The following is a 23923-nucleotide window of genomic DNA, read 5'->3' as shown; positions in this document are numbered from 1 at the left end:
CGGTTGTGAGGCAGTACATAGAACAGCAGAAGACGCCGCACTAGCGCCCTGGAAGGACGCCTCTGGCGTCCGCGCTATCCTTCCCGCCCCTGAAGGGACGGGTTTGACGCGCACTCGATCAAGGCGCAAAAGAAGGAAATTGCCTTTATGAAGCGGGTGGCAAGCCAGGCATGACACAAACATGTGACGCGCGAGGCAGTATGGCTCACTTGGCTGGGTCGCAACCTGCACATCACGGTAGCCGCAGTCGCCTCATATCTTGCCCGGTCGTAACACGCAGTGCGGCCACATGAGGACGTCGAAATGGCGTGCCGCGTATCGGCATGGTCGACCATGCGTAATCGAGAACACGGTTCGCCGCCGCGATGGACGCTATTTACGGGACTTGCTGATTAGCACCATCGCGATACCGCCAAGAATCGTAGCGGAAGCCGCAGCCAGGCGTGGCGTGATCGCTTCCGACAGGAACGCCACTCCGCCAAACGCAGCGATCAGCGGTACCGACAACTGTACAGTGGCGGCTCGCATGGCGCTAAGCTTGCTCAGCGCCGCATACCAGATGACGTACCCGATGCCGGAGGTGAGTGCGCCGGAGGCAATCGCTAGGGCGACCCCAACCTCGTTCGCGTAAGCGCGGGCGTTGATGATGAATAACGCGCTCATCAAGAGGGCAAGCGGAGCCGCTCGCGCGAAATTTCCCGCCGTCGCTGCGAGCGGGTCGGCCACTCCGCGGCCGCGCAACGAGTACACGCCCCATGCGACGCCCGCGATCGCCATCAACGCCGCGCCGACGAGCGGCGGTGCTGCGACACCCGGCGATACCAGGTAGACAAGCCCTGCGACTGCCAGTGCGAGACCGAGCCATGCGACGGATCCGAACTTCTCGCCGGAGCGCAAGCCCACGCTGAACATCGTCAATTGAACTGCGCCGAACAGAATCAATGCGCCTGTACCTGCGGACAAGGTTAGATACGCGAAGGAGAAGAAGGCGACGTAAGCAAACAGCATGGCAGCGGCGAGCCAGTCGGCATGGCCGGGCGCGGGCCGTTCAGACCTGAACCGCACGATGACGGCGAGCATGATCGCGCCCGAAACCAATCTGATGCCGGCGAAGCTGGCCGGATCAATTCCCCGTCCCAGCAGCGCGAGCCGGCACAGCAGCGAATTAGCCGCGAAGGCGAGCATCGCCACCGCAGTGAGCACGGTCGTCTGCAAAATGAGCAGGCCACCGCGCGCGTCATGCATGGGTCACTACCAGAACGACTGCCCACGACAAAAGCGCCACGCCGAGGGGCGTGCTGAGACGCTTGCCCCAGCGAGCGTTCTTTTCGATCGCCATCACGGCGGCAAGCAGGAGCATCCATCCGAGGCTGCCGGTACCGAGCGCGAACATCACTAGCATCAACGCCCAGCAGCACCCGACGCAGAATAGGCCGTGCCGCGCGCCAAGCGCAAACGCGCTCCGCGCTTGCGCGTGCCCACGCCAGTGCTCGATGACGAAGCTCAAGGGCGTGCGGCACTTTTCAAGGCACCGATACTTGAGCTTGCTGAACTGAAATGCGCCAGCCAACGCAATGACTGCGACGCCGATCAGCCAGCCGTGCCAGGCCAGGGTGGGTATGCTGGCGAGCAGGGACAGCACTGCGCTGTGAAGTGCATGCGCCAAAAGTCCGAAGGCTCCCCACACCGTCATGTAGCCCACGCCGAGCAGCATAAGAAGGTACCCATGGTCAGGGCGACCCGCCGTCAACCGGTCGAAGGCATTGAACAACGGCAACGTGGTCGGCAGCATCATGGCCACTGTCATAAGGATCCATGCGACTGCGTAGAGCACCACGGGCACGACCACGTCGCCCGCGGGAACAACACGGCACAGAAATGCCGCCGGTCCCGACGCTGTCCAGTCACCGTGCTCGATATAGCGTCCGTATGGGCTGCGCGCCCACGCCCATAACACCACCCACGCGAGCGCAATCAGCGCAATCAGGACAGGCAGGAACACGTGAACATGGCGCGAGGTGCGGGCCGGCGGCGGGCCGGCCATCGGGCTCATGCGTCGAAGACGAACGTGCTCTGCAGGGCGTTGTGATTTTTGATGTCGAGGTCGATGCCGAGTGCGGGGTTCTTCGATCGATAGGTCGGGGCCTTGCCGACAAACACGGGAGCGCCGGGCACTGTCGAGAACACGGTGTCGGACAGCGTGGTCTGGCCACCGGTCGCGCCGAGATAGGGTTCGAGTTCAGCGTAGTAGTTCGTGCCGATCTCGAGTTCGCCTTTGCCTGCAACCACGGTGAAGCGGATCGGCGCTCGCTCCACGGATACGACCTGGCCGATGAGCTTGGCGAGCTCGGCGACCGGTCCGCCGGCCTGGCCGGTATAGACCTTCAGCAGTGCATCTTCCTGCGCCTTTGAGGCTTGGTCGTCGACAAAGATCGCGGCAGTCCAGTTGCCTTGCAGGATGTTGCCGGGTACATGGGCGACGGTCGCGATGGTATTGCCGGCCACATCGACGCCGTCGACCGTTCCCTTGTCTATGTGCCACGCGACAATGGTGTCGCAGGTACCGTTGTCAGGGTCCTCGCCGATCCAGCAGGGGCAAAGCACCTTACAGTTGCAAACTTCGAGCAGACGACCTTCCAGGTGATAACTCATACGAACCTCCATTGAAGGCACGCGAACACCGACTTGTCGCCGCGGGGCGCGGCTGCAAGAGCTAACAATTTTCCCGCTGCGGGTTGCGACAAGTCAAGTTCGTTGACGGCCACGCAGTTCGATAACAAGGTCAATCGGAAGGCGCGCCTGCGAGCTTTTTTGTGTTCTGAAATAATAGGCTTCGCTCACGACCGCGGCGGCCAACGTCCATGAAACCACGATCTGACGCCTCAGCCGACAGCGAATCCGCCGGCTACTGGCGCCAACACGAGATGCTGCTATTGCAGCAAGTGATGGCGCTTGTTGGCAAAAGCCTGTCCCCGGCGCCTGCACTGCGCGAGATGCTGCATCTGATGTCCGAGCTGCTCGGCCTGAACCGGGGCCGCATCGTGCTCGCGGACGAAACGGGTCGCAGCGGGCGCATCCGGTACGCGTATGGACTCACCGCCGAGGAAATCGCCCGGGGTGTGTATGCGTACGGTGAAGGCATCACCGGGCGAGCGCTGCAGCACGGTCAACTGACGATCGTCCAGGACATCGACCGCGAACCGGATTTTCTGGCGCGTGCGGTTGAGCGCTCACGGTTGCCGGAGGGCCCGGTCTCGTTCATCGCGCTGCCGATCGTCGTCGAACTAAAGGCGGTCGGCGTTCTTGCGTGTCACCGCATTCGCCATCGCTCACGTGCGCTGGCCGACGACGTCACGGTGCTGCGTATTCTGGCGACACTGACGGGGCAGTTGCTGCAGCTGGAAGCCGGCCTTGAAGAAAAAACCCGCGCGCTCGAAGAGCAAAACGCGGTGCTAGCGCGGGCCCTCGAATCGGCAGCCGCCCGCTATGGCATAGTCGGCACCTCGCCGCCTTTGCTGCGCGCGATCTCGGAACTGGAGCGTGTATCGGATTCCGCCGCGAGCGTGCTGTTGCTCGGCGACTCGGGCACCGGCAAGGAGCTGTTTGCACGGGCCTTGCATCTGGCGAGTCCGCGGCGCGATCGTGCCTTCATCAAGATCAACTGCGCGGCGATACCGGATACGCTGTTCGAGTCCGAGCTGTTCGGGTACGAACGCGGTGCGTTTACGGGCGCGAACAGCATGCGCGCGGGCTGGTTCGAGCAGGCCAGCAAAGGGACGCTGTTTCTCGACGAGATCGGCGAACTGCCGCTGACGATGCAGACCAAGCTACTGCGTACGCTTCAGGAAGGGACCATCACGCGCCTCGGCGGCAAGGCGGAGATCCAGGTCGACGTGAGGCTGGTCGCGGCCACGAACCGCGATTTGCAGCGCGATGTGGCGCGCGGCACATTCCGCCAGGACCTGTACTACCGGCTCAATGTGATTCCCATCCACTTGCCGTCGCTCGCTGAACGCCGCCAGGACATTCGCGTTCTCGCGCTGCATTTCATCAGCCATACGAATCAACTTAACCAGCGCAACGTGAATCTCACCGCGGCCGCGCTGGATCGGCTCGAAGAGTATCCGTGGCCCGGCAATATCCGCGAGCTGACCAATTTCATCGAGCGGATCGTGTTGCTGGCGGAGAAGCCGCTGCTCGATGCAGCGGATATTGGCCGTCTGTTGCCGTTGGGCACGGCGGATGAGCCTGCTGTTGCGCCCGCGCCTGCACAGCGGGCGGCCGCCGTCCACGGACAGGGGAAGGCGCTGGATGCTTCATCGCATGATCCGATGAGCCACAGTGCACCGCTGCCGGTGCGGCCCTACCGGCGTGTCGGTTCGCACGCGGCACAGGCGCTCATCGACGCGCTCGAACAGTGTGGAGGAAACAAATCGCGCGCGGCGCAACAGTTGGGCATGACAGCGCGCCAGTTCAGCTATCGGTGGCAAAAACTCGGCCTGCCAAATGACTGACCGCGAGGCTGGCCACGCACCGCAAGGTTAACAATGTCGACAATGTCAACATTGTCGGTTTTGCCGGCTGATTGAGAAACCCCCGCGCCGAACCCGGACGGCGTTTCTTGTTCGGCCCAAAGCCCCGCCAGGAAAGCGGTTTGCCGAAATGTACTCGAACTGGCACGTCTGTTGCATTTGGTGATGTGCCGGCGCCGCGCAACCTTCGATGCGACGCCCGCCTCTTCACCGTCCACGCACCAGGAGCGTCACTTGAGCACTGTCACCGATAATCCCACGACCATTTCCACCTACCTGCGGCCGATCGACCGCGATGGACTGATGGCCTTCGCCGAAAAGGGGCGCAACAACCCGGGGTCGCGCGGCAAGAACAACGTACACACGGTCATGCAAGGTCAGTACCGCTCGTTGAGCTATGTCGGCAACCATACGCCCGTCGTCGTCGATGAACCGCTGCATCTATTCGGCGAAGACACCGCGCCGGCGCCGGGCGAGATCGTGCTGTCCGGTCTCGGCGGCTGCCTCGCGGTTGGCATCACGGCTGTCGCGACGTGGAAGCAGGTCAAGCTGTCGAAGCTCGAGGTGTTCCTCGAAGCGGATATCGGCAATCCGGCAGCATGGGGCGCAGGCGGCGCCGAGATGGAACCCGCGCAGATGGGTTTCCAGGCGATCCGCGTGAAGATTGTGATTGAAGGCGATGCGACGCGCGAGGAACTTGATGAGATCGTCCGTCATGCTAACTACTTCTCGCCGGTTGCAAACTCGATGCGCAATCCGATTCCGATGACCGTCACGCTCGCCGACTGAAGCGCCGCCTCACTCGTCCGCGCCGCGCATAGCGGCGGCCCCGGGTACCCGAAGGAAAACCAAAATGGAACACGCATTGGTAGCAGAAGCGTCCAGCGTCGACACCTGGTGTGACGAAACGGTGCTGGAGCGCGTGGCCGCGATCGCTCGCGGCCCGCTCGCTGCAGCTGCGCCACGGATCGACGGGGAAGGGGTCTACCCGCTTGACATCATGGGAGAGCTGGGCGCGGTCGGCGCGTTGGGCGTTCACCTCGACCGGTACGGCGCGCGCTTCGGACTGTCGCTCGCCGCGATGCAGGAAGCGAGCCGCGCGTGTGGCTCGACGGGCTTCCTGATGTGGGCCCACGATGTCTGCGGGTTGTACATGGAGCAGTCCGGTAACCCGTATCTGGGCGGCGCGCGGCTCGACGCGCATGCCCGCGGCCAGACGTTCGGCGGCACCGCGCTGTCGAACCCGATGAAAGCGTTCTCAGGGATCGAGCCGATGATGTTTCGCGCCACGCCAACGCCTGGCGGCTATCTGATCAACGGCACGCTGCCGTGGGTCAGTCATATCGGCCTCGGCCAGTATTGCGGTGCGATCGCCGCAGTGCATCGCGGTGACGGGTCGATATCGCACGAGGTGATGTTCTTGCTGAACTGCGACGAGCGCGTCGAGTTGCGCCACTGCCCGGTGTTCTCCGGCATGGAAGGCACCAGCACGTGGGGCGTCAAGCTCACAAACTATTTCGTCGGCGAAGCCGAGCTGATTGCCGATCCGGCGCGGCCATTCGTCGCGCGGATCAAGGCGGCCTTCATCCTGCTGCAGGTCGGCATGGCGTTGGGCGTCGCACAAGGCGGTATCGATTCGTGTCTCGAAGTCGAGCCGGTACTCGGTCACGTCAACCGCTTCCTGCACGACCGGCCAGACGAACTGACGGCCGAACTCAACGAAGCGGTGAGCGCAACGCAGCGACTCGCGCGCACCGCCTACGACGGCAGCACCGACTATCTGCTGGAAGTGCTCGATCTGCGCACGCGCGGCGCGGAGCTCGCGTTGCGTGCGGCGCAGGCGTCGCTGCTGCATCAGGGCGCGCGCGGCTACTTGATGAGCGCAGCGCCGCAGCGGCGGATTCGCGAGTCGCACTTCGTGGCGATCGTGACACCTGCCATCAAGCATCTGCGTTGGGAAATGGCCCGTCTTTCCGCCGAGGAGCTTCCAGCATGAGCGTCCTGATTGCCGACTGGAAGAAGTACATCTGCCGCGCGTGCGGCGTGATCTATGACGAAGAACTGGGGGACCCCGATAGCGGCATCGCGGCCGGTACACGCTTCGACGCGATCCCCGATGACTGGGAGTGCCCGCTATGCGGGGTGACAAAAGCGGATTTCGTGCTCTACGAGCCGGTTGTGGCCGGCGCAGCGGCGTGCGCGCCGGCGCAAGGTGCGCCTTCGCGCACGCCTGGGGTGATCGTGGTCGGCGGCGGCACGGCGGGTTGGGCCGCAGTAGAAGCAGTTCGGGCGCTGGATCCGGACATACCGATCACGCTGGTGAGCGCCTGCTCGGCGGACCGTTACCGGAAGCCGGAACTGTCGGTTTCGCTGAGCGAGAAACGTACACCGGAGCGGCTCGTATTCGAGACCGGCCCGGCCGCCGCAACACGCCTTGGCGTACGGCTGGTCGCCCATACCTACGCGGTCGGGTTGTCGCCGGCGCTGCATCAGCTGCGCACGACGGCGGGCACGCTCCGTTACCGGCAACTGATTCTCGCCCAGGGGGCGCGGCCCGTGGTGCCGTCCGGCTTGCCGCGCGACCTGTGCTGGCGCGTCAACGATCTGTCGATGTGGAGCCGCATGCAGCGCGGGCTGACGGCGGGGCCGGCGCGCGTGGCGGTGATCGGCGCGGGTCTGATCGGCTGCGAACTGGCGGAGGACCTGGCACGGGCGGGGCATACGGTCACCGTGCTGGATGTGAGCGACAGGCCCCTCGCGACGTTGTTGCCGGCACCGGCCTCGCGCCGCCTGCTCGCCGGCTGGACGCGGCTCGGCATCCGCTTTCTGCCCGGCCGCAGCGTGAGCGTCGAGGAGCGGCGTGGGATCGACGCGTGCGCCACGCAGCGGACGAGTGACGCGACGACGGCAAGCGGCGATGCCGCCGGTGCCAGCGCCGCTCGAAGCGAAAAGGTGATCACGACGCAGCACGGCGAGCGGATTGCCGCCGATCTCGTGCTGTGCGCAGCCGGGCTCGCCACCGAAGGGCGGCTCGCCAGAATGGCAGGACTCGAATTCGAGCGCGGCATCGTCGTAGACAGCCGCACGTTGCAGACCAGCGTGGCGGATATCTACGCGCTCGGCGACTGCATCAGCTTCGCCGGCGAGCCGTGCCGCTTCATCGACCCGATTGTCGCGCAGGCCGAAGCGATCGCGCACACGGTGACCGGCTGCGAACATGCAGGCTATCGCCACCAGTCGCCCGTGATCCGCGTGAAGACCCGCTCGACGCCGATCGTCGTGCGCGGGCTGCCTTCGCGCGAGCTGGACTGGCAAATCGTCGAAGAAGACGACGGACACCTCGCGATGGCGCAGTACCGTGATGGCGACATCGTTTCGTCGTTGACAGTCGGCAGCCGGCGCGTCGAGCTCGCGGCCTGAACCCCACCCTCACGCATCGGACACCACATGGGTAATCGCTATCAACCGTTCGACCCCGGCAGCACGCTGGGCGGCTGCTCATGTGGCCGCCATGCCGACGCAGCCGCGCACCACGCCGCCATGACGGGCGGCGCGCACGACGCGCATGAAGGAGGCAGCACGGACGGTGAAGCCGCGTGGTGCGACGCCATCGAAGCCGCGGCGGTACGGGCACTCTTTCCGCGCAACGCGATGCGGCGTGCCTTTATCCGTGCGGTCGGCAAGAGCACGGCCATCGCCGCCGTGTACAGCGTGCTGCCGATCGCGTCGCTCCAGCAGGCGTTCGCAGAAACGAAAGCCCCGCAGCCCGAAAAGCGCGACCTCAACGTCGGCTTTCTGCCGATCACCTGCGCCACACCGCTGATCGCCGCGGAGCCGCTCGGCTTCTACAAAGAGGAGGGGCTGAACGTCACGCTGAACAAGTTGAGCGGCTGGGCGCTGGTGCGCGACCGGATGCTGAATCGCGAACTCGACGCATCGCACATGCTCGCGCCGATGCCGCTCGCGATTTCGCTTGGCGTCGGTTCGCAACCCACGCCGACGCGCGTCGCGACGATCCAGAACGTGAACGGCCAGGCCATCGTGCTAGCGCTCAAACACAAGGACAATCGCGACCCGCGCAACTGGAAAGGTTTCCGCTTCGCGATTCCGTTCGACTATTCGATGCACAGCTTTCTGCTGCGCTACTACCTCGCGGAGCATGGCCTCGATCCGGATCGCGATGTGCAACTGCGCGTGACGCCGCCCGCGGAGATGATCGCCAACCTGCGTGCGGGCAACATCGACGGATTTCTGGGACCCGATCCGTTCAACCAGCGCGCGGTATTCGACGAGGTTGGCTTCATTCATATTCTGTCGAAGGACATCTGGGCGGGGCACCCCTGCTGCTCGTTCAGTGTGCCCGACGCATTCGTGCGGCAGAACCCGAACGCGTTCGCCGCGCTGCTGCGTGCGAATCTGCGCGCAGCCGCCTATGCGAGCGATTCTGCGAATCGCGCCGAGCTGTCGAAAATGATTGCAACGCCTGCCTATCTGAATCAGCCTGAGCTGGTGATCCGGCAGGTGCTGACGGGCACCTATGCGGACGGCATTGGTCACGTGCACCGCGTCGCAGACCGGATCGATTTTCAGCCGCTACCGTGGTATTCGATGGCGACATGGATGATGACGCAGATGAAGCGGTGGGGTTATCTGAAGGGCGGCGTCGACTACCGTTCACTCGCGCAGCAGATATTCCTGCTGACCGACGCGTCCAACGCGATGAAGCAGATCGGCGAGACGCCACCGGATATTGCGGCCAACGGCGGCGAACGGCCGATTACGGTGATGGGACGCGCTTTCGACCCGATCCGACCCGACGCTTACCTCAATGGCTTTGCCATCAAACGCGCCTGAACGCAGGAAAACTGAATGACTGCAATTCGACGATTCACGTTGAGAAGCAAGGCGGCGCTATGCTCGCTTGCATTGCTCGCGCTGTTGCTGGCCATCTGGCAGGCCGCGACGCTCCCGAAGACGCCAGTCGCGACAGCTGCGACGACGGCGGCGAAAGCCACGAGTGCCGAGGCCGCCGAAGCTGCCGAGTACGCGGTGCTGATGGGCAAGGCGCCCGATCCGGGTGCGGACGGCGCTGCGGCGGATTCAAGGAAGGTCACCGGCTTCCCATCGCCCGCCGAGTTCGCTCACGAGGCCGCACGCCAGCTCGCGCATCCGTTCCACGACAACGGACCGAACGACAAGGGCGTTGGCATCCAGCTCGGCTATTCGCTGGTGCGGGTCGCGGCCGGTTACGCGATTGCGCTGCTGGTTGCGGTGCCGCTCGGTTTTGTGATTGGCATGTCGCGGCTTACGTTCCTCGCCTTCAATCCGTTCGTGCAGGTGCTGAAGCCAATTTCGCCGCTCGCCTGGATGCCGATCGCCTTGTACACGATCAAGAGTTCGTCGGCCTCGGCGGTGTTCGTGATCTTCATCTGCTCGGTGTGGCCCATGCTCGTCAATACCGCGTTCGGCGTCGCCGGGGTGCGGCGCGACTGGCTCAACGTGGCGCGCACGCTTGAAGTGCCGCCATTGCGCAGCGCGCTGTGGGTCGTGCTGCCCGCAGCGGCGCCCACCATCGTCACCGGTATGCGGATTTCGATGGGCATCGCGTGGCTTGTAATCGTCGCGGCCGAAATGCTGGTCGGCGGCACCGGCATCGGCTACTTCCTGTGGAACGAATGGAACAACCTGTCGCTGGCGAACGTATTGTTCTCGGTATTGCTCATCGGTCTGGTCGGTATGACGCTCGACCTGCTGTTCGCCCAACTTCAGCGCAGGGTGACCTATGTCAACTAAGTCGAACTCCCAGACGTCCGGCGCCACGAGTTTCGTCAGCGTCGAAGGGCTGATCAAGCGCTATCGGGACGACTTGCCGCCGGTATTCGAAAACGTCAGCTTCACGATCGAGCAGGGCGAATTCATCTGCGTAATCGGCCATTCCGGCTGCGGCAAGAGCACCATCCTGAACGTGTTGGCCGGTCTCGAGCGGCCCAGCGAGGGGCACGTGATCGTGCGCAACCGCGAGATTTCCGGACCAGGTCTCGATCGTGGCGTGGTATTCCAGAACCATGCGCTGCTGCCGTGGATGACCGTGGAAGGCAACATCGCGTTTGCGGTGCGCTCGCGCTATCCGGATTGGACACGCGAGCGGATCGCCGCGCACGGTGCACGCTTTATCGAAATGGTCGGGCTGAAGGGCGCCGAAAAGAAGAAGCCGTCGGAGTTGTCGGGCGGGATGAAGCAGCGCGTTGGCATTGCACGGGCGTTTGCGATCGAGCCGCGCATGCTGCTGCTCGACGAGCCGTTCGGCGCCCTCGACGCGTTGACGCGCGGCGTGATCCAGGATGAGCTGCTGAAAATCTGCACCGCGACGCAGCAGACCGTGTTCATGATCACGCATGACGTCGACGAAGCGATTCTGCTGTCGAACAAGATCATGCTGATGAGCAACGGGCCGCGCGCCCGGATTGCCGAGATCGTGGTCAACACGCTGCCGGCTAACCGTCAGCGCGAGACCATGCATCACGACCCGCAGTTTTACCGGATCCGCAATTATCTGGTCGATTTTCTGGTGCGACGTTCGAAAGAACTGAGCGCCACCCACGGCGACCGGCCCGATACCGGGCGCGTGGCCGCCGCCGCAACGCGGCTTGTTTATCCCGGGCTCGATGACGGCGCAGCCGCGCCGGTCGCAGTTGCACGGGCTGCCGGACCGAATCTCAAGGCGATTGCCTGATCTCTTACCCAAGGAACCAACCATGATTTCCAGCCGCAATGAAGTAACGCAGATGATCGTTTCCGCCAAGGTCGCGAAGGGCCTGAAGTGGAGTGAGGTTGCCGGGAAGATCGGCCAGAGCAAGGAATGGACAACGGCCGCGTGCCTCGGCCAGATGACCTTCAGCAAGCAGCAGGCCGAGATTGCCGGCGAGATTTTCGGGCTGCCGGACGAGGCCGTCGCGTGGCTGCAGATCGTGCCGTACAAGGGATCGCTCGAGACCGCGGTGCCGACCGATCCGCTGATCTACCGCTGGTACGAAATCGTCAGCGTGTATGGCACCACGATCAAGGAACTGATTCACGAAGAGTTCGGCGACGGCATCATGAGCGCGATCGATTTCTCGATGGATATCCAGCGTGAGGCCGATCCGAAAGGCGACCGCGTCAAGGTGCTGCTATCCGGCAAGTTCCTGCCGTACAAAACGTATTAACCGCGTTTTTTCCTTGGCCTCAATATGAATACCGCGAGCCTCATGCTGATCGAAGGCTTCTTCGACCCCGCCACCTGGACGGTCAGCTACCTTTTGCTGGATGTTCGAACGGGCGACTGTGCACTGATCGACAGTGTGCTCGACTATGACCCGAAGTCAGGCCGTACCGGCACGACGGCAGCCGAGAGGCTCATAGCTCGCGTTCATGAGCTTGGTGCGAAGGTCCAGTGGCTTCTCGAAACCCACGTGCATGCCGACCATCTGTCCGCCGCGCCCTACCTGAAGGAACGGCTCGGTGGAAAGATTGCGATCGGCGCGCACGTGACGCGCGTACAAGACGTGTTCGGCAAGCTGTTCAACGCCGGCTCGCAATTGGCGCACGATGGCAGCCAGTTCGATCACCTGCTCTCCGACGGCGAAACATTCGCCATCGGGGCGTTGCAGGCGCGCGCGATCCATACGCCGGGACATACGCCGGCGTGCATGACCTATGTGGTCAGCGACGGCGACGAGAGCGCGGCCTTTGTCGGCGACACCCTGTTCATGCCCGACTACGGCACCGCGCGCTGCGACTTTCCCGGCGGAGACGCCCGTACGCTCTACCGGTCGATCAACAGGGTGTTGAGCCTGCCGGCGGACACGAAGCTATACATGTGCCACGACTACCAGCCCGGTGGGCGGCCTTTGCAGTTTGTCAGCACGGTAGCCGAGGAGCGCGAACACAACGTCCATGTGCGCAACGGTATCGACGAGGAGGCCTTCGTTGCGATGCGCACCGCGCGCGACGCGACACTCAACATGCCGGTGCTGATGCTGCCGTCAGTGCAGGTCAACATGCGCGCCGGACATATGCCCGATCCGGAAGATAACGGAGTGTCGTATCTCAAGATTCCCCTCAACGCAATCTGACCGAGAGTTAGACATGAAAACGGAACCCCGAATACGCGCTACCACCGGCCACCAACAAGTGGGGCCCATTGCGCGATTGCAGACGGCCATAGTCCATTCGTGGATGCGGGTATTTGGACTATGTCACTCACCGGCTTAACGTTCGGTCGCGTGCCGGAGCGGAGTCGCCTAAAAACTTACGCGGTCACTCTGGAAACAAGTCCCCGGGATCTCACCGCTGAACTGCAAAAATAGTTGCATAGCCTGTCACCGTAGAATTTATTTTCTATTTCAAGTGCCTTGCCCAGCGCGGCTTAGCGCGGCGCTTGATGGGAATCCATCATTTTTCCGGCTGAACAAGCGGTTCGCATCAACTATCTTGGTTTCAACGAGAGGCCTGACCGTCCAGCGGTTCCGGAGCAAGGCTCGCAGAACTTCAACATCCAGCAGGAGACATCTCATGTCCGCGACTTCTGGCGTCGCCGGCGGTACACCCACGCCCGGCTTTGATGACAAGGCTTTCGACGACACCCTCAGCCAGCAGTGGTATCAGCCTGCCATTCCGCGCGCCGTGCTCAAGGAACTCATGAAGCGCAGCGACGCTGAAGGATGGCGCAACTTCGGCCTGTGGCTCGTGCTGCTGATCGCGTCCGGCGTGGTCGCGGCAATGACATGGGGCACGTGGTGGGCGGTGCCCGCGTTTTTCGTCTACGGCACGATCTATTCGTCAAGTGATGCCCGCTGGCACGAGCTCGCGCACGGCACGCCGTTCAAGAGCCGTGGGGCCAACGACTTCTTCTATCACCTGTCTTCGTTCATGACGATTCGCGAAGGCTACTGGTGGCGCTGGAGCCACGCGCGCCATCACACGCACACCTATTTCCAAAGCCGCGATCCGGAGATCCAGGTCGCCCGCCCGACGAAGGTCTGGCCCATCGTGATTGATTTCTTCGGCCTCATGGGTTGCACGCTTGAAGTCGGCAAGATCGTGCGCCATGCGTTCGGCCGTGTCGATGCCGCGACCGATGCTTTCCTGCCCGCCTCTGAAAAGCCCAAGATGATCTGGTCGTGCCGCATCTACCTGGCGGTTGTCATCTGCACGATTGCTTTGGCGGTCGCGATGCGCAGTTTCCTGCCGCTGATGTTCGTATGGACGCCGCGGTTCTACGGCGGCTGGCTCCATCAGTTGCTCGGCCTTACGCAACACGCCGGCCTCGCCGTCAACGTGAAGGATCATCGGTTGAACACACGCACCGTCTACATGAACCCGGTGTTCCGTTTTCTGTACCTCAACATGAACTACCACCTTGAGCATCATCTGTTGCCGATGGTGCCGTTTCACGCACTGCCGCGTCTGCACGAGGCCATCAAGGATCAGTTGCCTGCCGCCTATCCGAGCCTCTATGCCACCTATCGGGAGATGCTGCCGGCGCTGTGGAAACAGCGCTCCGATCCGCAGCACGTGATCGAGCGCACATTGCCGGTCAGGCGCACGGGGCAGGGCAGCTTTGCGGCACAGCCTAACGTGTGAAAAGACAGCCTGAAGAAAACATCAGATAGAACGGAGACTGCCGTGGCCATCGAAACCAGCAGCTTGAGGTGGGTCGTCGCCTGCGCGACCGATGACATTGATGAAGAAGACGTGATTCGCTTCGATCATGAGGGCGCGAGCTACGCGGTATATCGCATTGACGGCGGCTTCTTCGCGTCGGACGGCTGGTGTACGCATGAACGCGCGCATCTCGCCGATGGTTTCGTCGTCAATCGCGAGATCGAATGTCCGCTGCATCAGGGGCGCTTCGACATCCCAAGCGGCAAGCCGAAGAGCCCGCCCGTGTGCGTGCAGTTGAAAACTCATCCGGTACGCGTAGAAAACGGTCAGGTGCTGCTCGGCGTTCCCGGTCAGGACGCATCATGAGAATCCGCCCTACGATGGTCATCATCGGCGCCGGTCAAAGCGGCGCGCGCGCCGCGCACGCCCTGCGCGACAACGGCTGGGATGGCGGCGTCACGCTGCTCGGCAATGAATGCGTCGCCCCCTACGACCGGCCACCGCTTTCCAAAGCGGTATTGCTCGGCGAGAAGTCCACAGCGCAATGCGCGCTTTATGATGAAGCGTTTTATAGCGAGCAACGGATCGATCTGCGTATCGATGCCGCCGTTGAGCTCATCGACCGCGCCGCACGGCATGTCGTGGTGAAGGGCGGCATGGCGATTCCGTATCACCGTCTGCTAATCGCCACTGGCGCCGCGCCGCGCAAGCTCGCGGTGCCGGGATCGATGCTCGCGGGGGTGCATTGCCTGCGCACGGTCGCCGACGCCGGGCAGATCGTTGATGAACTGCAATCCGGTCGCCGGATTGCGATTGTCGGGGCAGGGTTCATCGGACTCGAGATCGCCGCGACGGCCGTGGCGCGCGGCTGCGAAGTGGTGGTGATCGAGACTGCCGCTCGTGCGTTGATGCGCGCCGTGCCAGAAGTCGTTGCCGGTTATCTGGTCGCACGTCATCGGCAGATGGGCGTCGATATCCGCTTTGCGGTTCAGGTGGAGCGGATTCTCGGCGAGCAACGTGTGAGCGGCATCAAGCTGTCCCACGGCAGTACGCTCGCGTGCGATTGCGTGATCGCAGGCATCGGCGTCAAGCCGCGCACCGAACTTGCGGAGGCCGCGGGCATCGACGTTGCGGATGGTATCGCGGTCGACGACACGCTGCGCACCAATGACCCATACATCTTTGCGGCCGGCGACGTATGTTCGTTTCCACATCGGCTGTTCCGCCGGCGAATCCGCCTCGAGTGCTGGAAGAATGCCGAGGATCACGCGCGCATCGTCGCGCGCAACATGCTCGACCGCGGTGAGACGTATTCGGAAGTCCCATGGTTCTGGTCCGATCAGTACGACATGACGATCCAGATCGCAGGCATGCCGGCCTTTGCTGTGACGACTACTGTGCGCGAGGTGGGCAAAGCGTCGCGTATCTTCTTCGGGCTCGACCGTGACGGCGTGCTGGTGGGCGCCAGTGGCGTTGGCCATGTAAGCGAGATTGCGCGCGACGTGCGCATCGCCCAGGAACTGATTGCCAGACGTGCCAACATCGATCCCGCGCTGCTTGCGGACCGCAACGTCAAGCTCAAACCGCTACTTGCTGTGGAGGCGTTATGAGTCAGCGCCTGGAAATATACCAGTCGATGTGGGCGATGGAACGACGTCGCACCGACGGCCGCGAGCGCACGCTCGAAAAGAACATCGAGATGATTGCGCGGGCCGGCTTCGACGGCGTGAGTGTGGGTTACGCGACGCGCGAAGAAGTCCGTGATCTCTCCAGTCTGCTCGCCGCCACCGGTCTTCACGCGGAAGCGCAGTGCTTTCCGCGCACGGTCGACGATCTGCAACCGGTGCTTGAACTCGCCACCGAATTCGGGGTTCACCATATCGATCTGCAGCCTGACGTGCGGCCGCGCCGCATCTCCGACTGCCTGACGCTGATCGACGGCTGGACTCGGCTCGCGGAACAGGTCGATTTTCCCGTGTACATCGAAACGCACCGTGACAGGATGACGACCGATCTGCACTTCACGCTCGATCTGCTCGACGAGCGCCCTGATCTCAAGCTTCTGGGCGACATCTCGCACTACCTCGTCGGGCGCGAGTTCGCGTGGCCCGTCTCCGATGAAAACCACGCGATGATGCACCGAATTCTCGATCACTCGTGGGCTTTTCATGGCCGTGTTGCGAGCCGCGAGCAGGTGCAGATCGAAATATCGTTTGAACCGCATCGCATGTGGGTCGAACTGTTTCTCGACTGGTGGCGTTACGGCTTCGCCTCATGGCGACAGCGCGCCGGTCCCGACGATTCGCTCACCTTCACCTGCGAACTCGGACCCAAACCGTACGCGATCATTGGCGCCGACGGCAATGACACGACCGATCGCTGGGCTGAGGCCTTGCTGATGCGAGACTGGATTCGTCAGCTGTGGGACGAGGTGATTCAGGAAGACGTGGCGTTGGCAGACAGTCGCTGAATCAATCGCTGAATCAGTCGCTTAAGGGAAGATTTTCACGCAACAGCACGGTGACGGGAATCTGCAGTCCTAACGTAACGCCGGGATCCCGGTGGTAGTGCCGTAGCACGATTTCGATCGAACGCATCGCTTCGCCGGCTGGGTTCTGGTCCAGCACGGCGTCGAGCGTGCCTTCGATCAGCAGTCGCCGCGATGTTTCATTGAGTTCGTGGCCGATGAAAACCGTCGAACGGGCGCGATCGAGCGCGACGAGCGTCGCGCCCACGCCTTCGTCACCGACTGAAATGTTGTAAATCCCGCGCAGGTCGGGATAGCGGCGGAAAGCATTGCGAGTGAGTTTCTCGGTAACAGCCGACTGCTCGCGGCTTTCTATCGTCTCCACGATGTCGCAGTTCGGAAAGCGGTGTCGTAGCACCGAACGGAAACCGCTTTCGCGTTCTTCATGACCGAGGAAATCATGCATGCCCGTCAACACGAGCACCTTGCCTCCAGCGTCGCCGAGAAAGCGCCCCATCAGTTCGCCCGCGACGCGTCCGGCGGACCGGTTATCAATGCCGACGTAGGCAAGGCGGCCGGTGCCCGGGAGATCGCTCGCGAGTGTGATGACCGGCATCGTGTGGCTCACCTGACGCAAGGCAGTGGTGATGTCTGGATGCTCATACGCGACGATCACGAGCGCGTCAGCTCTCTGCGTTGTCCGGCGGATCGTGTCAACCACGTGCGTGGGGTCGAGGCTGTCGAAGTAGGTGACAGCGCAGATCACGCGCTGGCTTTCGAACGCTTTCTGCGCGACTTCGAAGCCCTGTTTGAGCGACACGTAATACGGCACTACCGGCTGCTGCAACAGGATCGCAATGCGCAGCCAGCGCACCGAGACCGATTTAAGCGCGCGGTCGATCTCGAGCTTGCGTGCCCACTCCAGAACGCTCATCTCTTTTTCACGCGATACGCCACCGCGGCCGTTCAGTACACGGTCGACAGTTGCCTCGCTGACGCCAGCGGCTTTCGCGATGTCCGCCATGCTGGTTTTGCGGCGGGAAGTACCGGGACGGACAGACGTACGGCTAGCCATGTGTTGGATCGGAAGTCTCACAGAAAGAAGAACCGACGATGACGCGATCATCGCATCACTGCGCCGGCTCATCAAGCCGGTTACCTGAATCACCTATAGAACCCGCCTCAGTAGCGGGACTCATCAGGAGACAAAGATGAACCCGAAAATGCCCTTACTCCAACTTCGGCCGCTTGCCAGCCGGTTTGTGATCGCTGCCTGTGTGGCGTGTTCGCTATTCGGCGCGAACACAGCGCGAAGCGCCGAGCCACTGAACATTGTGATGCTAACGCATGGTGCCGCGACCAACGCGTTCTGGCAGGCCGTCAAAAAAGGCTTCGACGACGCTTGTGCGCGCGTGCAGGCCCATTGCCAGATGGTCTTCACCCAAACCGACGGCTCGATCGAGCAGCAAAGTGCGAACTTTCAGGCCGCGCTTTCGCGCAAACCGGACGCCATCCTGACAACGATCGTCGACGATTCGGCGCTGACTTCGGTGATCAACGAGGCGCGGGCGAAGGGCGTGATGGTGATCGCCTATAACGTGGACCAAAGCGGCGGCGCATCGGGGGCAGCGAAACGACAGTCGTTCATCGGACAAAACTTCGTGCCGGCGGGACGCAGCCTCGCGCAGCAACTCACCAGGCAATTTCCTAAGGATGGTCCGATCCGTGTGCTCATCGGCGTCAGTGCGCCAGGACAGAACTGGGCGGAGCAGCGGGCGAAGGGCGTGATGCAAGGTATCGACGACTGGAAGCGCGCCAACCCCGATCGCAAGATCGTGATCGACCGGATCGACTCGGGCACTGATCTCTCGGTGACGGGCGAGCGGGTCGGCGCCTATCTCACGGCGCATCCCGATACCACAGCTTACTTCGATATGGGCTTCTTCCATGCTGCCGTCGCACAGACGCTGAAGGATCGCGGCGTGCCGCCGGGCAAGGTGTTGCTCGCAGGATTCGACATCGTGCCTCAGGTGCTGCAGATGATGAAGGCCGGCTACATCCAGGCCGAAGTCGATCAGCAGCCGTACACACAGGGTTTCATGCCGGTGATGCAGGTGTATTTGGCGAAGTCATTTGGTCTTGCGCCCGCCGATATCAATACCGGTGACTCGCTCGTGATGCCGGCGCAGGCCGATTCCGTCATTGCACTAGCCCAAAAGGGCCTTCGCTAGGAGATGGCGATGAAAAAGCTGCTCAAGATCTATCTGCAGAAACCGGAGCTCGCGGGCATTGTCCTACTCGCCCTGCTGGTTGCACTGTTCCAGTTCCGTTCGCAAATGGTGTTTCTCAGCGCGGAAAACGTGCGGGGCATTCTGGGTGTGTTACCGGAGGTCGGACTCGTCGCCATTGGCGTCACGTTGCTGATGATTTGCGGTGAGTTCGATCTATCGGTTGGATCGGTGTTCGCGCTCACGCCAATGTCGATCACGCTGCTCGTCAATGCGGGCGTGCCGTTCTGGCCAGCCTTCCTGATCGGCTTGGTTGTCGCGGCGGCCATTGGGCTGATGAACGGCTTGATCACGCTCGTCTTCAACATACCCAGCTTCATCACGACGCTCGGCATGCTGTTCATTGTGCGTTCGCTGACTGTCGTGTTGTCGGGCGGCTTTCCGCCGACCCTGCCAATCGACCAGATGCCCGCTCATCTGTTTGTCAGTTTCATCGGGCCGGATGGACTCTTTCGAGCGTCGTTCCTGTGGTTCATCGGCATTGGCGCGGCAGCAGCGATATTGCTGTCCGCGACCAATCTGGGTAACTGGATGAAGGCGACGGGTGGCTTTCTGGAAGCGTCGATCTCGAGCGGGGTCCCTGCGCGGCGCGTAAAGCTCTTTTCGTTCGTGCTGTGCGCGGTGCTTGCGGGATTCGCCGGGATGATCCAGGTGCTGCGGCTCGGCGCCGCCTTGCCGTCGATCGGCGATGGACTCGAACTCCAGGCAGTTGCGGCGGCAGTGATCGGAGGAACCGCGCTTTCCGGCGGTATCGGCAACGTGCTCGGCGCGGTGGTCGGCGCACTGCTGATCCGCGTGATCGACAACGGCCTCGTGCTCACGCAGGTCGACGCAAACTGGTTCAAATTCGCGGTCGGCAGCCTCACCATCTTTGCCGTGGTCGCCAACGCCTGGATGCGCCGCACGGCGCGACACCTGAAGGTGCAGCTATGAACACAATGTCTACCGATGCCCGGGATCTGCTTTCCTATCCGCACGAGAGTGTCGACGCCGGTCGTGCCACAGCACCACTTATGGCCGTGCGCAATCTGCACAAGTGGTATTCGGGCGTCCATGCGCTCAACGGCGTGAGTCTCGAGTTCAAGCGTGGCGAGGTTGTGGGTTTGCTGGGCGACAACGGTGCGGGCAAGTCGACGCTCATCAAGATTCTCTCCGGTGTGCACCGGCCTGATGGTGGCGAAATCCTGTTCCAGGGCCAACCAGTACGGATCAAGTCGCCGAAGGCCGCCATGCATTTGGGTATCGAGACGATTCATCAACACAACTCGCTCGTGCCGAATCTCTCTATCGCGCGGAACCTGTTCATTGGCCGCGAGCCGCTGCTCTTCTCGCTGTTCGGCATCGGGCCCATGGACCATAGCCGCATGCGAACCGAGGCCGTCAAGGCGATCGCCGATGTCGATCTGCATCTGCGTTCTGCGGAAGCGTTGCTCGGCGAGCTGTCAGGCGGTCAACGCCAGGGCGTGGCAATTGCACGTGCGATGCATTTCAAGTCGAAGCTGCTGATCCTCGACGAGCCGACCAACCATCTGTCGGTCAAGGAAACGCAAAAGGTTATCGGCTTTGTTCGTGGGCTATCGGAGCAGGGTATCACTGGCGTGTTTATCAGCCATAACCTGCAGCACGTCTTTCATTCGTGTGATCGCATTGTCGCGATGGCGCGTGGCGAAGTCGTGCTCGACCGGCCGGTAGGACAAACCTCGATCGAGGAAGTCACCGAGCTGCTTTGATCAATCTTTCACAGGGGTAAAGCGTATGGGACAGTTCGATGCAAAAGTGGCCGTCGTTACCGGTGGCACGCAGGGGCTCGGCGCGGCAATTGCGAAGTTGCTCGTCGAGCGCGGCGCGCAGGGCGTGGTGATCTGCGGGCGCTCGAAGGAGAAAGGTATTGCGAAGGCCGCTGAACTCGGCGAGTTAAGCCGCGCCGAGGTGCGCTTCGTTGAGGCTGATCTGACGCGTGTGGACGACTGTTGTGTGGTCATCGCTGCCGCCGATAAACACTTCGGCCGCGTAGATGTGCTGGTGAATGCGGCGGCGATGACGGACCGGGGGACCATTCTCGACACCAGTCCCGACCTCTTTGACCGCATCTTCGCGACCAATGTGCGTGCGCCTTTCTTCCTGATGCAAGAAGCGGTCAAAGTGATGCGACGCGAGCGCACCGAAGGCACGATCGTCAATATTTGCTCAATGTCTGCTATGGCGGGGCAACCGTTTATTGCTGCGTATTGTGCATCGAAGGGCGCTTTGGCGACGCTCACGCAGAACACCGCGTACGCGCTCTTGCGCAACCGGATCCGCGTGAACGGACTCAATCTTGGCTGGATGTCGTCTGATGGGGAAGACCAGATTCAGCGCACATACCATGGCGCGCCGGACGACTGGCTTGAACGCGCCATGGTCGCGCAACCGTTCGGCCGTCTGATCGATCCTGCCGAAGCGGCGCGTGCAGTCGCGTTTCTCGCGAGCGAGGAGTCAGGTCTGATGACCGGGTCGATGGTGAACTTCGATCAGTCTGTGTGGGGCGGCTTTGATGAGACACCGCATCCGCAGAAACCGCTTTAGTGTGAAACGGCATTTTCGTGCGCGACGTTACGTACACTGTCCGGTTTGCTCTCGGCTCCGATCATGCGAGATCAACGGTACGCACGAACTTCAGCAGTTGGTCGCTGACCTCGGCGGCGGCCTCATGTTGTACCCAATGCCCCACGTTATCGAGTTCGAGTCCTCCTGCAAGGCCCGGTAAGCCGGCGCGAAGGTCGTCCAGGCTAAGCGGATATAGCTCTTTCAGACCGTCCGCCTTACCCCAGATAAAAAACGACGGCTGAACGATCTTCGCGCCCTTCCACGGAGCGGACAAGACGAAATACGGCTCCGCCGCGCGGTAGTAATTCAACCCTCCGTGGAAACCGGTACGCTGAAATTCCGCGATGTTGTGCGCGACGTAGTCCGGTGGCGCCCACGAAGGTAACGGTCCGGGGGCAGCACGATGAAGGCTTCGAGCCGGATCCATTGGACTCCACTGCTGGCCGGCTGGCGCAGTGCCCGATGCCCAATACAGAATGCCGGGAATGGTCACCGCGGCGTTGGCCCAGATTTCGTCGGCGTCGGGCCGAATTTGCTCGAACATATAGAACTTGTCTTGATGCCCCGCCTTTCGCATCCTGTCGAAAACACTGACGTCTCCGCGCGGCACGAAAGGGACACTGAGGCAGAATACCGCCGTGAATCTGTCCGGACGCATCAGCGCCGCGTTCCACGCATGCGTCGCCCCCCAGTCATGACCGACGAGGACGGCGCGGGGAATCTCCAGCGCATCGAGCAGACCGATCAGGTCGCCTGTCGTGTGCAACGGCGTGTACAGGCTGGCGTCGACCGGAGCCGAGCTTCGCCCATAACCACGCATATCCGGGGCAATTGCTCGATATCCCGCCGACGCAATGGTCTTCATCTGTCGCCGCCACGTATAGGAGGTGTCCGGAAAACCGTGGCAGAACAGCACCGCTGGCCCTTCCCCTTGCTCCGTCACGTGCAAGGTAATGCCATTGGTCTCGATATCGTATTGTTTGATGCCATCGCTGAAATCTGAAGTAACTTCGTGCTTGTTCGATGCGCTCATTTCATTTAATTCCTTTAGTCGACGTGCAGGGCCCTATGCGGGTCAAGATGCGTCCGTGATGGCTACGACAGTCCCTTCGCCTCGAGCCAGGAGCGGATTACCTGGACGAGTTCAGCCTTGTGTTCGAGCGGAAGCCAGTGGCCTGCGCGCAGCGTCGCCACAGACAGATCTGTGCAGGCGTCTCGCATGGGCTCGCCGAGAGCGCTGCGGGTGATGTCGCAGATGCCATCGATTCGCCGTTCACGAACAGCACGGGCTGGCTCAGGCGGCCGCTGTTGGGCGCCGCTCGAGCGTAGGCGATGTTGGCGTCATCGTTCAGATACCACGCGTTACCTGGACGAAAACCGGTCACACGGAACGCATCAACCAGCGCGTCGAAGTCAGCTGACGGCCAGAGCGCCGCGTCCGGCGCCACCGTCGGCGCGCGATGTGCCGAACCGAACCAGCCTCCATTGCGCGAGACCAGCGCAGAGCGATAGATGTGGTCCACGGACTTCGGGTCTCCAGACCGATAGATCGCCGCCAGTGACGCCGCTATGTCGGCATTGAAGTCGGTAACGGTCTGATCGAAATGCGTCAGATAGAAGCGGTAGTAGTCCCATTGCCCGTCTGCATACTGGTCGGCGGGGTAGAGCGTCCGATCGACCAAGGGCAACAGACTGCGCAACCCGAAGCTCTCGGGCATATACGGAACGGAGACGAACACAACCGCGCGGCTGCGCTTCGCGTGATGCGCAGCAAGCGCCCCGGCCACCGGGCTTCCCAGGTCGTGGCCGACCCAGATTGCCGGACTCGCGCCCAGATGGTCATGAAGCTCGACCAGGTCGTCAACCACCTCTTTGAGCGCATAGGCATCGGGCGCGCCGGGTGTCGACGAGCCGCCGTATCCCCGCATGTCCGGCGCAATGCAGCGCCATCCCTCCGACGCGAAAGTCTCGATCTGCGCGCGCCACATCAGACCGACCCCGGGCCAGCCGTGAAGGAAGATCATCAATGGCCCCTCGGCGGGTCCGGCCTCCCAATAGCGCGTGGAATGACGGGGTGAGGCGAAGGAGTGGGCGATCATGGCAGGAACATTCTCCGATGTACGGTCGTTCGGGAAGGACGTGGTCTTCGAATTTCATTTGCTGCGTGCGTTCGCGAACGCGGCCAAACGCGCTTGCCGGCTGCGTCGAGAGCGGCATTCTGCAAAAGACTAGAACGAGACTATCTTGACATCCTCCTCCCCGTGAACGGGGAGGATTCCTTCTGCGCTTAGGCTGCGAGAGCCTGAGTCACTTCGGCGGGTTCCTGCTTCGACGGGCGGCCCGACTGCGCCATCCCTCCACAGGCAATAACGGCATGTCCTGCCGCCAGGACATTGAGCGCGCCG

23 protein-coding genes are annotated in these 23923 nt (G+C 62.3%); 17 read left to right on the top strand and 6 right to left on the bottom strand.

Features of this window, described 5'->3' with window-relative positions; all coding sequences use genetic code 11:
• Positions 1–372: 372 nt before the first annotated feature.
• Genes P3T40_RS43265 through P3T40_RS43255 form a run of 3 tightly spaced genes read right to left on the bottom strand, consistent with a single transcriptional unit; the run spans position 373 to position 2652 of the window.
• The gene (locus P3T40_RS43265; protein ID WP_429273803.1) at positions 373–1245 is read right to left on the bottom strand and encodes a DMT family transporter; all 873 of its coding nucleotides are present in this window, start codon (positions 1243–1245) and stop codon (positions 373–375) included.
• Positions 1238–2053, bottom strand: coding sequence for a DUF2182 domain-containing protein (locus tag P3T40_RS43260; protein WP_429273802.1), 816 nt, complete (start codon positions 2051–2053; stop codon positions 1238–1240). Before P3T40_RS43260 ends, P3T40_RS43265 begins: the two co-directional genes overlap by 8 nt.
• Positions 2050–2652: a DUF1326 domain-containing protein gene (locus P3T40_RS43255; protein WP_429273801.1), complete on the bottom strand. Its 603-nt coding sequence runs from the start codon at positions 2650–2652 to the stop codon at positions 2050–2052. Before P3T40_RS43255 ends, P3T40_RS43260 begins: the two co-directional genes overlap by 4 nt.
• 209 nt (positions 2653–2861) lie before the next feature.
• On the opposite strand from P3T40_RS43255, the gene P3T40_RS43250 reads away from it, so the two are divergent.
• From P3T40_RS43250 to P3T40_RS43190, 13 genes are all read left to right on the top strand, one after another.
• Entirely contained in the window at positions 2862–4514 is a 1653-nt protein-coding gene (locus P3T40_RS43250; protein ID WP_429273800.1) for a sigma-54 interaction domain-containing protein, read from the top strand.
• Between the two features lie 321 nt (positions 4515–4835).
• Positions 4836–5321: an OsmC family protein gene (locus P3T40_RS43245; protein WP_429273804.1), complete on the top strand. Its 486-nt coding sequence runs from the start codon at positions 4836–4838 to the stop codon at positions 5319–5321.
• 64 nt (positions 5322–5385) lie between these two features.
• Positions 5386–6528: an acyl-CoA dehydrogenase family protein gene (locus P3T40_RS43240; RefSeq protein WP_429273799.1), complete on the top strand. Its 1143-nt coding sequence runs from the start codon at positions 5386–5388 to the stop codon at positions 6526–6528.
• Positions 6525–7952, top strand: a complete 1428-nt coding sequence (locus tag P3T40_RS43235) for an FAD-dependent oxidoreductase (protein ID WP_429273798.1) — start codon at positions 6525–6527, stop codon at positions 7950–7952. Before P3T40_RS43240 ends, P3T40_RS43235 begins: the two co-directional genes overlap by 4 nt.
• Before the next feature lie 27 nt (positions 7953–7979).
• On the top strand, positions 7980–9386 hold the full coding sequence (locus P3T40_RS43230) for a CmpA/NrtA family ABC transporter substrate-binding protein (RefSeq protein ID WP_429273797.1): 1407 nt from the start codon (positions 7980–7982) through the stop codon (positions 9384–9386).
• 15 nt (positions 9387–9401) lie between these two features.
• Complete coding sequence (ntrB, locus tag P3T40_RS43225; RefSeq protein WP_429273796.1) at positions 9402–10325, top strand: nitrate ABC transporter permease; 924 nt, start codon at positions 9402–9404, stop codon at positions 10323–10325.
• The gene (locus P3T40_RS43220; protein WP_429273795.1) at positions 10315–11265 is read left to right on the top strand and encodes an ABC transporter ATP-binding protein; all 951 of its coding nucleotides are present in this window, start codon (positions 10315–10317) and stop codon (positions 11263–11265) included. The genes ntrB and P3T40_RS43220 overlap by 11 nt, the downstream gene beginning before the upstream one ends.
• 22 nt (positions 11266–11287) lie before the next feature.
• Complete coding sequence (gene cynS, locus P3T40_RS43215; RefSeq protein ID WP_429273794.1) at positions 11288–11737, top strand: cyanase; 450 nt, start codon at positions 11288–11290, stop codon at positions 11735–11737.
• Positions 11738–11761: 24 nt separating this feature from the next.
• Positions 11762–12646, top strand: coding sequence for an MBL fold metallo-hydrolase (locus P3T40_RS43210; protein WP_429273793.1), 885 nt, complete (start codon positions 11762–11764; stop codon positions 12644–12646).
• 439 nt (positions 12647–13085) lie between these two features.
• Positions 13086–14156: a fatty acid desaturase gene (locus P3T40_RS43205; RefSeq protein WP_429273792.1), complete on the top strand. Its 1071-nt coding sequence runs from the start codon at positions 13086–13088 to the stop codon at positions 14154–14156.
• Between the two features lie 42 nt (positions 14157–14198).
• Positions 14199–14543 (top strand): non-heme iron oxygenase ferredoxin subunit, encoded by a 345-nt coding sequence (locus P3T40_RS43200; RefSeq protein ID WP_429273791.1) that lies wholly within the window; start codon positions 14199–14201, stop codon positions 14541–14543.
• Entirely contained in the window at positions 14540–15787 is a 1248-nt protein-coding gene (locus tag P3T40_RS43195) for an NAD(P)/FAD-dependent oxidoreductase (protein ID WP_429273790.1), read from the top strand. Before P3T40_RS43200 ends, P3T40_RS43195 begins: the two co-directional genes overlap by 4 nt.
• On the top strand, positions 15784–16647 hold the full coding sequence (locus P3T40_RS43190) for a sugar phosphate isomerase/epimerase family protein (RefSeq protein WP_429273789.1): 864 nt from the start codon (positions 15784–15786) through the stop codon (positions 16645–16647). Before P3T40_RS43195 ends, P3T40_RS43190 begins: the two co-directional genes overlap by 4 nt.
• Before the next feature lie 13 nt (positions 16648–16660).
• On the opposite strand, the gene P3T40_RS43185 is transcribed toward P3T40_RS43190, so the two are convergent.
• Positions 16661–17668: a LacI family DNA-binding transcriptional regulator gene (locus P3T40_RS43185; RefSeq protein ID WP_429273788.1), complete on the bottom strand. Its 1008-nt coding sequence runs from the start codon at positions 17666–17668 to the stop codon at positions 16661–16663.
• Between the two features lie 187 nt (positions 17669–17855).
• Between P3T40_RS43185 and P3T40_RS43180 the strand changes: the two genes are divergently transcribed.
• From P3T40_RS43180 to P3T40_RS43165, 4 genes are read left to right on the top strand one after another with little or no spacing between them, the layout of a single operon-like run.
• Positions 17856–18875 carry a sugar ABC transporter substrate-binding protein gene (locus P3T40_RS43180; RefSeq protein WP_429273787.1) on the top strand — a complete coding sequence of 340 codons (1020 nt, stop codon included), beginning with the start codon at positions 17856–17858 and terminating at the stop codon, positions 18873–18875.
• 9 nt (positions 18876–18884) lie between these two features.
• Complete coding sequence (locus P3T40_RS43175) at positions 18885–19865, top strand: ABC transporter permease (RefSeq protein ID WP_429273786.1); 981 nt, start codon at positions 18885–18887, stop codon at positions 19863–19865.
• Positions 19862–20662 (top strand): ATP-binding cassette domain-containing protein, encoded by an 801-nt coding sequence (locus tag P3T40_RS43170; protein WP_429273785.1) that lies wholly within the window; start codon positions 19862–19864, stop codon positions 20660–20662. Before P3T40_RS43175 ends, P3T40_RS43170 begins: the two co-directional genes overlap by 4 nt.
• Before the next feature lie 25 nt (positions 20663–20687).
• On the top strand, positions 20688–21497 hold the full coding sequence (locus P3T40_RS43165) for an SDR family oxidoreductase (protein WP_429273784.1): 810 nt from the start codon (positions 20688–20690) through the stop codon (positions 21495–21497).
• 61 nt (positions 21498–21558) lie between these two features.
• Here P3T40_RS43165 and P3T40_RS43160 read toward each other — a convergent pair whose 3' ends face one another.
• Complete coding sequence (locus P3T40_RS43160) at positions 21559–22551, bottom strand: alpha/beta fold hydrolase (RefSeq protein WP_429273783.1); 993 nt, start codon at positions 22549–22551, stop codon at positions 21559–21561.
• A 97-nt stretch (positions 22552–22648) separates the two neighbouring features.
• Positions 22649–23617: an alpha/beta fold hydrolase gene (locus P3T40_RS43155; protein WP_429273782.1), complete on the bottom strand. Its 969-nt coding sequence runs from the start codon at positions 23615–23617 to the stop codon at positions 22649–22651.
• Positions 23618–23923: the final 306 nt, after the last annotated feature.

It is taken from the genome of Paraburkholderia sp. EB58, from assembly GCF_050436665.1.
GTDB lineage: Bacteria > Pseudomonadota > Gammaproteobacteria > Burkholderiales > Burkholderiaceae > Paraburkholderia.
This window is presented reverse-complemented; position numbering and strand designations above follow the sequence as displayed.